Here is a 12,593-nt window from a genome sequence, read left to right on the forward strand (position 1 = left end):
CTTTTCGACGTCCCTGCTTCCGGCGAGCCCCGCCGCGAGGGCAATGGAAACGGAGAGCCGCTTGCCTCCCGCATGCGGCCGCGGACGCTTGATGAAATCGCCGGCCAGAAGCACATCCTCGGCGAGGGGAAACTCCTGCGCCGGGCGATCGAGGCGGATCGCTTCGCCTCTCTGATTTTCTACGGCCCGCCGGGCACCGGGAAAACCACGCTCGCCAGCGTCATCGCCCGCAGCACCGGCTCGCGCTTCGAGGCGCTCAATGGCGTCGAATCGAACGTCGCCGAGATCCGCGCCAAGATCGACCAAGCCCGCACGTGGCGCGACCTGCGCGGCGAAACGACGATCCTGTTCATCGACGAGATCCACCGCTTCAACAAGGCGCAGCAGGACGTGCTACTGCCGCACATCGAGCGCGGCACCGTGCGCTTCATCGGCGCCACGACTCACAATCCCTACTTCTACGTCAACTCGCCGCTGGTTTCCCGCTCGCAGATTTTCCAGCTCGAAGCCGTCTCGACCGAGGACTTGCTGCCCGTGCTTCACCGCGCCCTCGCCGATGCCGAACGCGGTTTCGGCGAGCTGAAAGTGGCAGCCGATCCCAGCGCGCTCGAACACCTCGCGGTGATGTCCGACGGCGACGTGCGCAAAGCCCTCACCTCGCTGGAACTCGCCGTTCTAACAACTCCGCCGGAAGCCGACGGCACGATTCAACTCAGCCTCGCCGTCGCGGAGGAATCCATCCAGCGCAAGGCGATCGTTTACGATGCCGATGGCGACGCGCACTACGACACCGCCTCCGCCTTCATCAAGTCGATCCGCGGCTCCGACCCCGATGCCGCACTCTATTGGCTGGCGAAGATGCTGCACGCAGGCGAAGACCCGCGCTTCATCGCCCGGCGTCTGGTGATCTCCGCCAGCGAGGACATCGGGCTCGCCGACTCGAATGCCCTGCGCGTGGCGATGGCCGCCCAGCAGGCCTACGAGTTCGTTGGCATGCCGGAAGGCCGCATCCCGCTCGCCCACGCCACCGTCTATCTGGCCACCGCGCCGAAATCGAACACCGCCTACGCCGCGATCAACGAGGCGATGGCTGATGTCGAGAAGGGCCGCACCCTCGCCGTGCCGGAGCACCTGCGCACGAAGACCCGCAAGAAACTCGCCGCCGCCAGCGGGACCGATGAGGAGAAGATGCGCTACCTTTACTCCCACGATTACGAGGGCGGCTATGTCCCGCAGGCTTACTTGCCGGAGGGCCGCATTTACTACCATCCGGGCGAGAACGGTCTTGAGAAACGCATTAAGGAGCGGATGGATTACTTCCGGCAGTTGGCTGAAAAGGAGAGGAAGAAGGAGTAAATCTTTGCGTAGGCGCGCTGTTGACAGCGCGGAACGGTCCCTTGAAGCGGGCTGTCCACACGCTTCCGCGTTGTCACCAAAGCGCCTACGTTAGAACCGAGCGCGGCAGCCGTCCTCGCTTTACTTCTCACACGATCGCCGCCATCGCCTCCAGCACCAAGACCGGCCGCTGCTCGGCGTCGCTGCGGTCGAGATCCACCACAAGCTTCAGCACCCAATCATTCAGCTCGTCCGGATCCACCAGTGTCTGCTCGATGGCCCAGCGTCGCGGCTGGTCGTCGGAGATCCGCATGTGCTTGGTCGCCCGTGCCTCGGGGTCGAGGCGGATCCGCTCGTGATCGGCGAAGTAGGCATCTAACAGAACGCCAATCCGCGCCGCGGTCCACGGCTGACCTTCGCCGTCGTTCGGCTCGATCTGTGCGAGAATGGCTGCCGTGTTTTCTTCCGCGAACGCTTTCAGCAGGGTGAATACCGCGTTCCGCACGGCGCGTGTGAAAGCGGGGCGATTGCGGGTGAGGGCGACGGCCTTCCGCTCTTCCGGAGGCTTCTCAAGCTCCGGCACGTAGTCAGGGTTGCGGAGCTTCTCCCACTCGTCGAGCAGGCTGGAGTCCACGGTCCTCAGCAGCTCGCCGAAGTAATCTTCCGCCTCCACCAATTCCTCCGTCTTGGCCATCGGCGGGACGGTCTGCGAAAGCACTTTGTAGACCTCGGAAAGGTGCCGCAGCAGCACGGCTTCGCTTCGCTCCAGGCCATAGGTTTTCACGTAGTCCTCGAACGACTGCCAGTGCTCGAACATCTCGCGGGCGATCGCCTTCGGCCGCACCGCCGCCTCCTTCATCCACGGCCGCTCGGCGACGAAGGCATTGTAGGTCTGGTAGATGAATTCCTTGCCCGGCTTCGGCCACTCGACCTCTTCCAGCATCTCCATCCGCTCCTCGTAGCTCACGCCTTCGCTCTTGAGCCGCGCGATCAGTTCGCCCTTCAATTGGTCCACTTGCTTGCGCAGGATGACATCAGGATTTTCAAGGATCGCCTCGACCAGCGAGATCACATCGAGCGGATAGTCCGGCGACTCGCGGTCGAGCAGCGGGATGGCTTCGTGCAGCCACAGCCCGAGCGCCTGATTCATGGAAAAGTCTTCCTGAAGCTGGATGTTCAGCCGCACCTTTGCCGGGCCACTGCGTTCGGTCTTCGGGATGATGGTCAGGATGTTGCCCTCGACCATGCCGCGGAAGATTTGGAAGGCGCGGCGCCGGTGCGCCTTCTTCTTCGATGGCGGCTCATGGCTGTCATTGATCAGCTTCCGCAGCGCCACGCAGCCATCCTCCTCCTCGCGGCCGAGCACATTGAGTAGCATCGAGTGAGTGACGTTGAAGCTGGAGACGAGCTTCTCCGGCGCGGCATCGATCAAGCGCCGGAAACTCTTCTCGTCCCAATTCACGAAGCCTTTCTCCGGCGGCTTGCGCTTCACGAAGCTCTTTTTACCGCTCTTCGCCGCCTTCTGTTCCAGCCGCAGGTTCTCGATCACGTGCTCCGGTGCCTGGCTGACGACGTACCCGACGTGGTCGAATCCCCGCCGCCCGGCACGCCCGCAGATCTGCTTGAAATCGCGCACCGCCAGCGTCTTCGTACTACTTCCGTCGTACTTGAAGAGCTGGGTGAAAAGCACCGTGCGGATCGGCACGTTCACACCCACACCGAGCGTATCGGTGCCGCAGATCACCTTCAGCAGGCCGCGCTGGGCCAGCTTCTCGACCAGGATGCGATACTTCGGCAGCAACCCGGCGTGGTGGATGCCGATGCCGTGCCGCAGCAGTTTCGACACTTCCTTGCCGTAGGGACTGCGGAAGTTCGCATCGTGCAGGATCTCCGCGATGCGCTGTTTCTCTTCCTTCGTGCAAAAATTCCAGCTCAGCAGGCTCTGCGCCGTGCCCGCACAGGCGAGCTGGGTGAAGTGAACCAGATAGATCGGCGCCTTGTTCTTCTCCACCAGCTCCGACACCATCTCCTCCAGCGGCGTCTCGCTGTAGTCGAACTCCAGCGGCACCGGCCGATGCTCGGACTTCACCAGCACCGTCGGCGTGCCGGTCAGCTTGGTGATGCCTTCCTCGAAAAATGCCGTCTCGCCGAGGGTCGCGGACATCAGGAGAAACTTCGCCTGCGGCAGGGTCAGCAGCGGCACCTGCCACGCGAAGCCGCGGGACGCGTCCGAGTAATAGTGGAACTCGTCCATGATCACGTCGTCCACCTGAGCGCGCTCGCCTTCGCGGAGCGCGAGATTGGCGAGGATCTCGGCTGTGCAGCAGATGACCGGCGCACCGGGATTCACCGTCGCATCGCCGGTGATCATTCCGACCTTCTCCGGCCCGAAGATGTGGCACAGCGAGAGGAATTTCTCGTTGGCCAGCGCCTTGATCGGCACCGTGTAGTAAGAGCGGCGGTTCTGGCAGATCGCCTTGAAATGCAGCGCCAGCGCCACCAGCGATTTCCCCGAGCCGGTCGGGGTATTGAGGATGACGTTATTCCCGGCGAACAGCTCGAGAATGGCCTGCTCCTGATGATCGTAGGGCTCGACGTTCGTCTCGATCAGGTAATCGAGGAAAGCACTGAGGACCTCGTCGTTTGAGGAAGGATCGGAGACACGGGCGGGGTCGAGCAGCATCGGCGGGGCGGAATGCTGGGGGCCGGGAGGGGGCGGGTCGAGCCCTTCCAGCTGTAGCGGCGGTCTGCGACCGTCGGAAGCTGGCGGCAGCGGCCGCATCGTGCGATTCCCGATTTTCGGGAGCCCAAGGATGCGACTTGTTGCCGCCAAATTGCGACAGTCGCAGATAGCCGCTACATTTGCCGATGGGGCCTCCGCGAATTTTCGCCGGGGAATCCGGTTGCCAAGCCGCGGTGGCTCTGCTGAATTCCGGACCCATGGCGAACGCAACCAACGTCCTTTCCAGCGGCATCGAGATCACCGGTTCCATCCGCTTTTCGAATGACATGATCATCGACGGCAAGATCGAGGGCGAAATCATCTCCGAGAAGGGTCGCGTGACCATCGGCGAGAATGCCACCGTGAAGGGCAACGTCACCGCCGGCGACGTGAAGGTTTTCGGCAAGATCGAGGGCAAGATCACCTCCGAGCGTTGCGAGCTGAAGGCCAAGTCCCGCCTCGACGGCGACATCAAGGCCAAGAACTTCTCGATGGAAGAAGGCGCGCAGCTTTCCGGCCGCACCGAGATCGGCTGATCGCCGAATTATCCGTTTTTCAAAAAGGCCGCCTGCTCGTCAGGCGGCCTTTTTCGTGTCCTGGCTGCTGCGGGTCATGGCATCCGCCGCGTAGATCGCGACGGCGGTCCAGATCAGCCCGAACGAAACCAGCCGCAGCGCATTCATCGGCTCGCCGTAGAGCCGCCAGCCGATCAGGAACTGCAGCGTCGGCCCGATGAATTGGAGAATCCCGAGCGTGGTCAGCGAAATCGTCCGCGTCGCATGGCCGAAGCACAGCAGCGGCGTGGCGGTCGCCAGGCCCGTCCCGATGATCAGCAGCGCCTGCGTGCTGCCATTGCCAAACCATGCCTCCCCGCGGAACGCCTGCCACGCCAGCCAACCTACCGCCAGCGGTGCCATCAGCGTCGTCTCCGCGGTCAGCCCGGCCAGCGCGCCGAGCGGGGCTTTCTTCCGCACCACCGCGTAGAGGGCGAAGGTGATGGCCAGCACCAGCGCCACCCACGGCACGCCCTTCACCGCCGGAAACTGGCAGGCCACTCCGGCCAGGGCGATCCCCACCGCCAGGAGCTGCCGCCGATTCTGACGCTCGCCGAAGAACCACGCCCCGAAGAGCATGTTGAGGAACGGATTCAGGTAGTAACCGAGCGCGCCTTCCAGAATGCGGCCGTTGAGCGTCGCCCACACGTAGAGCAGCCAATTCGACGCCAGCAGCCCGCCGGAAAGCAGGTGCCAGCCGACCCCGCGCCACGAGGAGAGGCCGCGAACCACCTCGCCGAGCTGCCGCCGTCCGCCCATGAGCACCGCCAGCAGCACCAGCGACCACAGCGTGCGATGCGCGATGATCGACAGCGGCGGCAGGAACCCGAGCGACTTCCAGAATACCGGCAGCACGCCCCACAGGAAGAAGGCCACCACCGCGCTGGCCGTGCCGCTGCGGGACTCGTTCACGCCTGGGATTCGAATTTCTTGCAGATCCACGCCACCCGCGCCGCCGCGGACTCCATCTCCAGCAGATCCTGGCGCTCGTCCGGATCGTGGAGAAATTGCTGCGCCATCACGTCCGCGAGGATCGAGGGGTCATCGATCTGCTGGGTCATATTGATCAGCGCCTCGCGCACCTCGGCGGGTAGGCTGCGGGTCACCTGATCGGACGCTTCGTGGAGCGCCGCCAGCGCCGCATTCGACTGCGACTCCGGCTCGAAGATCGATGGAACCGGCAGGATCCGCGCCTTCGGGTAGGGCGAGTCCAGCCAATCCATGAATTTCACCCGGATCACCCCGTGCAGCAGCAGGTTCGAAGTGCCGTCGTCGAGTTCCCGCGACGCCCGCACCAAGCCCATTGTGCCGAGCGGCGCGGCGCAGCGCGACAGATCGTCGGTCTCCTTTCCCAGCAAGCGCCCGATCGCGAAGAAGCAGGTCCCTTGCAGCGAATCGGCCAGCATCATCCGGTAGCGCGGCTCGAAGATGTGCAGCGGCAATCCGCCGTGGGGAAAAAGCGTGCAGTCGGGCAGAAGCATCACGCCACAGGTTTCGGGGATGTTGAGCGACGACATTTGCTGCGGCAAAGGAGGCACGCCCAACCGCCCGCGCAACGCAAAAAAAAGCGAGGTGTTAGGTCCATTCGGAGAAGGGAAACGGCAGCCGTTTTCTCGTAGCGGAACGACTTGCTCGTTTCCGGCTGGGTGCGGGTCGCTAGAACTTGGCGACATCGATTCCCTGATGCGCGTTATCCGCTCCTTATCATCGAGGATAAGGAGCAACCAAGAACACCGGGAACGCGGAATATATTTCAATGCCTTTAAGGATTGGAAGAAGCATCACCGCGGATTACGCGAATATCGCTGATAATAAGAGAAGCGAAAGATGGCGGGCAATATGCTTCCAAGCTTCCGGCATCGCTCTCGGTGCTACTTTCTCCATCCGTGCTATCCGCGCAATCCGCGGTAAAATAATCCAACTTGATTCTCGGCTCCCTCTCCGAGCGGCCAATTCTTAAAGGCATTGGAATTTATTCGCACGTATAGCAAAATCACCTCAATCAAATCAGGAGGATAAATATCAACACAACTAAAACCAGTGGAATAAATTCAGCACCCCCAGTGCTCAGCACTAAATATCCATATCCCGAAATCCCTCTGTCTTTTCCCTCGCCGACCCGCCCCTCCCACTGTTCCGTAGCCCCCGGCCAACATGGAGATCACGGAAGACTGGGTGAGGGGACTGACCGGCTGGAAGCCGTTCAAGGAGGGCAAGACGATGGCCGACCAAGGGCTGGTCGCCGGCCTCAAGCGATCTGCCGACGGGAATCTCATCCAGGGCACCATGCGCGAAGGAAAGCTAGCGCTCCGGCCGATTGTGAAAATCGCCGGCCCTAGCGACGTCAACGTCCAGTGCGGCTGCCCGGACCATCGCGCCACCGGCGGGGTCTGCGCCCACGCGGTCGCCGTGCTCCTGTCCGCCATCGCCGGCGAAAAGAAGCCGGCGGCTGGCGCATCGCCCCAGCAAGCGGCCAAGGCCCCCGCCTTCGTTCCCATGGCGTGGCAAGTCCGGCTTTCCCCGCGCCTTGAATCCGAGTGGCTGGAGGGAAAGCTCTCGGTCCGCCTCCTGCCCGCCGCCGGGGAACCCATCACCGCGGCCGATGCTGCCATCAGCGCTTGGCTGGCCGACCGCGGCCAAGCGGCATCCGGCTCCGCACCGCTCGCCCTGCGCGTCGCCGGGGAAGACGCCGCGGCGTTGCTCGACCGCCTGGCCGGCCACCCGCGGGCGGAGATCGACGGCCGGCCGGGCCCCTTCCGGCTCGATTCGGATCCCGGCCCGCCGCTTCGTTTGGCCGATAGTCGCTTGGAGGGCTCACAGGTCTCTCTGGATCTCGACCCAGGCGAAACACGCCGGAAGCTGGTCCGCTGGGGTTCGAGTCCGGCCTTCGTCGGGGCAGGAACCGCAGCCCGGCTACCGGCAGCCTCGGGCCGTCCCGGCTGGTTCGAGCGCGTGGCGAATCTGGCCAGCCAGGGGAAACTCCGCCTGCCCGTCGCCGAGTTTCTGGCTGATCTCGATGCTTGGCTCGATCTGTTTGAAGCACCCCATCCCGGCTGGCTCGGCAGCCTGCGCTTCGCCAGTGCCGACCCGGACTTCGTCCTCGATCTTGAGGGCTCGCTCGAGGCCCTTGAGGCCACCCTCTCCGTCCGCTACCCCGGCCTGTCCGCCCGAGCGCTGCCCGACCCGGGCGACGACTTTCCCGGCCTGCCCGCCATCGCTCCCGATGGCCACCTCCAGGCCCGACAGATCGACGCCGAGGAGGCCGCCCGGCATCTGCTGGTGATCGCCGGTTTCGAGCCCTCCCAGCGCCGCGCCCGGTTCCAACTGCGCGGTCGCGACGCCATCTTCGGCTTCATCGCCGACGATCTCCCTGCCCTCCGCCAGCGCTGGACCGTGCGGGAAGGGGAGCGCTTCGCGACCGTCCTCAAGCGCGTCCACGTCGTCCGTCCAGAGATCGAACAGAAGGCAGATTTCGGCTCTTCACTGGCGTTTGAATTGTCGTTTCAGACCACCGGAGGCCAGCGCATTCCCGGCCCCGAAATGCGCCGTCTCCTCGGCGGCGGCAAGCGCCGCGTGACCCTCAAAAGCGGCGCGGAACTGGTGCTGAGCCGGACTTGCGAGGAACTCTTCCAGCCACTGGTTTCCGAGATCGGGATCGGCCGACCGGATGAGGAAATCCGGCTTTCTGGAGCTGCGTCAATCCTTTTCCAGAATTTACGGGAAAAACTCCGTAATCCACTCTCTAAAAGCTCGTCGGATAACTCGAACAAGAATGAATACGAAATCATTTCAAACGCCGGTCTTAAGGCCAAGTTGAGACCCTACCAAACCCAAGGATCCTCGTGGCTCACCGATCGTTTGAATCGCCTCGGCGGTGCATTGCTGGCGGATGAAATGGGTTTGGGGAAGACACTCCAAACAATTGCTTCCATCAATCATTTCAAGCAGCATTCCAGCGAGCCCGCGGAGCCCACATTGGTGGTCGCGCCGACATCCTTGATTGGGAACTGGCTGGCGGAGCTGGAGCGGTTTGCACCGGACCTGAAATGCCTCGGATTCCATGGCACCGGCCGGGATCGACTGCGGGATCAGATTTCGGGGGTGGATGTGATTGTCACAAGTTATGGAACCTTGGTCCGCGACCTGGCCTTTCACCTCCAGAGGGAGTACCGGCTGATCGTCGCCGACGAGGCGAGCCTGCTGCGGAATCCGGATGCGGAGATCAGCAAGGCCCTCGCCAAGGTCCGGGCCGGCGGCCGGATCGCCCTGACCGGCACCCCGGTCGAAAACCGGATTCAGGACCTCTGGGCCATCTTCCGGTTCGTGGCACCCGGATACCTGGGCGACCGCAAGGAGTTCAAGGAGCGCTACGAGCCCGCCTCGACCGATCCGAAGGCGTCCGCCGGACTGCTGGAGCGGCTGAGGCTGCGGATTTCGCCCTTCGTCCTGCGCCGGACCAAGGAGCAGGTCGCCAAGGATCTCCCGGACAAGATCGAGATCGATGAGTGGCTGACGCTCGCCGACGACCAAGCCGCGCTATACGCGAGCCTAGCGAGATCCGGACTCGATGAACTGGAGCGCATCCGCGAGCAGCAAGGCGAGGGGGCCGGCAAGATGCATTTGCTGACCCTGCTCCTGCGTCTGCGGCAAACCTGCGTCGATCCCGGGCTCTTGGAGATCCCGGGACGGAAGGATTCAAACAGTGCCAAGATCGATCGTTTGCTTGAGTTGCTCGGAGAGCGCTTCGAGAACGGTGGCAAAACGCTAATATTCAGCCAATTCGCCAAGAACTTACGCCGAATCGAGAATCGCCTCCAAAGTGACTTCGGGAAGGTATTTTGTCTCGATGGCACCACCCGGAACCGTCAATCCTTGGTCGATGCCTTCCAGTCCGAGCCCGGTCCGGCCGTGTTTTTGATCAGCCTCAAGGCTGGCGGCTACGGCCTCAACCTGACCGCCGCCGACGCCGTCGTACACCTCGACCCGTGGTGGAATCCCGCCGTCGAAGCCCAGGCCACCGACCGAGCCCACCGGATCGGCCAGACCCGGCCCGTGACCGTTTACCGCCTGATGACCCGCGACACCGTCGAGGAACGCGTCCGCCGCATGCAGGACAGGAAGCGCGCCCTGATCGACGCCGCCACAGGCGACGGAGACGACAGCGCGCCGATGAATTGGACCAGCGGCGAACTCGAAGGGCTCCTGCGATGAAACAGAACCGAGCCCATGGGAGCGATAGTCACGTTAGCAGGACCCAGAATTGCGGCAGGCTGCCACAGGGCCGATTTCCCAGTCTTGAGCCTGATTGAGTGCTTCCGAATCAGCCTAATACAACTTGTTACAATGCATGTAATGCGGAATTCAAAATGCTGATTCTTGCTTGCTACATTCAGGCATGAGGCGTAAAGCATTCCCATCGCAAAGCTTCACGCCCGTGTTGCTCTGTGTTCCTTACCGCCCAGAGAGGTCCGCTAGCCTCTCTGGGCTTTTTGTGACTTCCCTTTGTGCCCCCAGCCTTACCGCCCCCGACGAACCCTCAACCGGATGATGAGTCTTCCGTTTCAGTTTGGCAGGCATGGTGCGAAGCTGATTGGCGGGAGCCGATCGCGGACGCACTTGGAATTCTCGGGTTTATTGCCGCGATTGTGGGATTCGCGATTGGCGTTCGTCGGTTGAAGCAGCTTTCTCGAGAAGTACGCCGCGCCGTCGCGTTGGTTTCTGGCATGGATCTCTTAACGGCATTGGCGAACGCTGGTACACTAGTAAAACGTCTCAGTTCAGATCTCCAGGTGCCTTCCAAAATGCCTGCCGATTTTTTGGTTCCGCTTGGGCAGCTTCGAGACCTTCTCGTCGAGGCAAAGCATAGAATCCCAAAGGATGATAGCCTTCTCGCCTCTACACTCCAAGGGGCTCTTCGTGAACTCTCCGAGTTAAAGGAGTCCATCGTAGACCGCAATATTGCTGAAAGAGGTTGGACTCGCCCTAAGAGAGTTTTGTTGGTCGGAGTCGCAGATTCAATCAGCGACTCGATTGGCGAAACTATACTCCTGTTAAAATCACAAATCTCTGATAATCATGGACAAGGAAAAGATTAATAAAATTTTCGCCTATCTTGTAGAGTCAACCAAAGACGATACATTAGTTTGGAAAGAAGGTCGGGAAACGAATTCTTTTGTTCTCGATTTCCCCAATTCGTCAGTGCGTGTGGAATATCAGAAGGCGCCCCGGGTTACTTTAATCAACGAAGATGGCTCTGCGATCATCGTGATTACTACGGAGTCCGCGCCCAGCTACGCCATACAGCCTGAAAATCTTTTCGATCTTTTTTATCTCGTAAGATCGAAGGTCTTTAAGGTGGAGAAGACGTTGGACGACTTGCTGAAAAACTTAGAAACTCCTTTTTAAGGTTGACGTCGCACGCGACGGCCTGATAGCCGTCGCGTCACCTTGCTCCGGCAAGGCCCGGTCTAGCGGCCGGTGAGTCTAGCGGCTCAGATGAAACGTAAGGGAACACAGCACAAGAACACGGGCGCGGAATCCTGCTTGAGGATAACCGCACGCATATTCCCGCCCGGGGTCTATCCACGGCACGGGAATGAGGAAGGAAGTAACGCATAGCGATACAGCGGGTAGCCCGCGCCGTGGATCAGACCCGCTCTTGGCGGGCGCGACTTCTGCCGCCCATCAAAATGGGATCGGCAGCGCTGAGCAAACCGGTTGTTCCCTTTCCGGGGGCGCTGTCGATCCTGCCAGGGCATTACCTCTAGGTTCCGTCCAGGACATCCCGGAAGGCTTCGAAGCCGAAAATCACGGCTGCCGGGATTACACAATTTCTCGCGAGAGATCGCCCGGCTTGCGTGGTCGGACTCTGAGCCCGCGTCGCGTCTCGTCCATTGATGACGATTCCCATTCTCGGCAGAGTCCGGCCGCGCTCCAGTCGCGGGTTCTCCACGTGCGCGACTACAGCCCGCCGAACTGGCTGACCGTCGCCGGCGTCTCCAAGAAGCGGAAGGCCATCGAGCGCAAAGGCCTGCCCTCGTTCAAAAACTGGCGCTTCATCACGCTCACTCTCGACCCTGAACTTTTCGAGCAATGCCCCCTTTCCGGCTACCTCCAAGGCAAGGACCACATGCGGCGCTTCCTGTTCGCCTGCCGCGGTGCCGGCCTGTGGAGCGACGACGCCAAATGGTGCTGGAAGATGGAGTTCCAGGCAAACGGCTGGGTTCACTGGCACTTGCTCGTCGAGCGGAAATCGAAGTTCACGCATGACGAACTGCGCGACATCGCCCGCTTTTGGGGCCTCGGCCGGACCAACGTCGAACGGGTCAACGTCCGGGATTTCCTCTACTCGTTCAAATACGCTTTCAAGGCCGTCTACCAAGTTGACCAGGACGGCACCGATTCCCGCAACGTCGCGCCCGAGTGGTTCCTTGATTACCACTCGTCGCGGCTCGTCACTGTCACCGACGAAGACGGCACCCGCCGGAAGGTCAGCAAGCCCGTTACCTTTGCCCGCGTCCGCTTCTGGCAGACTTCGAAGGGCTTTTACACCGGTCTTCAGATCGAAGACGAGCGGCCCGCCATCGAGCCGAAATCGGCCTTGGTCCCCTTCCCCGCTCGCGTCGCCGCGGAACGGTTAGAGCGCTCCGTTCAAGTCGTCTCCCGCGATGCCGGGGGCAACTACAAGTCGAGCGCGGTCATCACTCTTGCCATGTCCAAGGGCCGATTCTGGCACCTCGCGTCATGGCATACAGCCCACGGAGCGGCAGTCGGGCTCGCCGTGGGTTCCTTCGCTGTCCCGGCCTTCATCGTACAACAAAACACAACGTCATGTCTGATCGCACCCCTGATACGGGAAAACCGCCTGTCGCTTCCAGCAGCCGAGAGATTGCGTCAGGAGGGAACCCATTTGCGAACCTCCTGAGCCAAGCCGATCTCGGCATCAAGATCACCGGCCTCGTCACCGCCAAGGACGAGCCTCG

At 61.9% G+C, this 12,593-nt stretch carries 8 protein-coding genes; 5 read left to right on the top strand and 3 right to left on the bottom strand.

Annotation, left to right across the window (positions count from 1 at the left end; genetic code table 11):
• Positions 1–72 precede the first annotated feature (72 nt).
• On the top strand, positions 73–1,356 hold the full coding sequence (locus tag OKA05_RS02920; protein WP_343226944.1) for a replication-associated recombination protein A: 1,284 nt from the start codon (positions 73–75) through the stop codon (positions 1,354–1,356).
• A 127-nt stretch (positions 1,357–1,483) separates the two neighbouring features.
• Here OKA05_RS02920 and OKA05_RS02925 read toward each other — a convergent pair whose 3' ends face one another.
• Complete coding sequence (locus OKA05_RS02925) at positions 1,484–4,018, bottom strand: DEAD/DEAH box helicase (protein WP_264485598.1); 2,535 nt, start codon at positions 4,016–4,018, stop codon at positions 1,484–1,486.
• Between the two features lie 257 nt (positions 4,019–4,275).
• On the opposite strand from OKA05_RS02925, the gene OKA05_RS02930 reads away from it, so the two are divergent.
• The gene (locus OKA05_RS02930) at positions 4,276–4,593 is read left to right on the top strand and encodes a bactofilin family protein (protein WP_264485599.1); all 318 of its coding nucleotides are present in this window, start codon (positions 4,276–4,278) and stop codon (positions 4,591–4,593) included.
• Positions 4,594–4,632: 39 nt separating this feature from the next.
• Here OKA05_RS02930 and rarD read toward each other — a convergent pair whose 3' ends face one another.
• On the bottom strand, positions 4,633–5,523 hold the full coding sequence (gene rarD / locus OKA05_RS02935) for an EamA family transporter RarD (RefSeq protein ID WP_264485600.1): 891 nt from the start codon (positions 5,521–5,523) through the stop codon (positions 4,633–4,635).
• Positions 5,520–6,092 (bottom strand): LON peptidase substrate-binding domain-containing protein, encoded by a 573-nt coding sequence (locus OKA05_RS02940; protein WP_264485601.1) that lies wholly within the window; start codon positions 6,090–6,092, stop codon positions 5,520–5,522. Before OKA05_RS02940 ends, rarD begins: the two co-directional genes overlap by 4 nt.
• A 673-nt stretch (positions 6,093–6,765) precedes the next feature.
• Here OKA05_RS02940 and OKA05_RS02945 point away from each other — a divergent pair.
• From OKA05_RS02945 to OKA05_RS02955, 3 genes are all read left to right on the top strand, one after another.
• A complete protein-coding gene (locus OKA05_RS02945; RefSeq protein ID WP_264485602.1) occupies positions 6,766–9,822 on the top strand; it encodes a DEAD/DEAH box helicase in 3,057 nt (1,018 codons plus the stop codon).
• Positions 9,823–10,686: 864 nt separating this feature from the next.
• Positions 10,687–11,016, top strand: coding sequence for a hypothetical protein (locus OKA05_RS02950; protein WP_264485603.1), 330 nt, complete (start codon positions 10,687–10,689; stop codon positions 11,014–11,016).
• A 547-nt stretch (positions 11,017–11,563) separates the two neighbouring features.
• The gene (locus OKA05_RS02955; RefSeq protein ID WP_264485604.1) at positions 11,564–12,535 is read left to right on the top strand and encodes a rolling circle replication-associated protein; all 972 of its coding nucleotides are present in this window, start codon (positions 11,564–11,566) and stop codon (positions 12,533–12,535) included.
• The last annotated feature ends 58 nt before the right edge of the window (positions 12,536–12,593 follow it).

This window comes from Luteolibacter arcticus (assembly GCF_025950235.1).
GTDB classification, from domain to species: domain Bacteria; phylum Verrucomicrobiota; class Verrucomicrobiia; order Verrucomicrobiales; family Akkermansiaceae; genus Haloferula; species Haloferula arctica.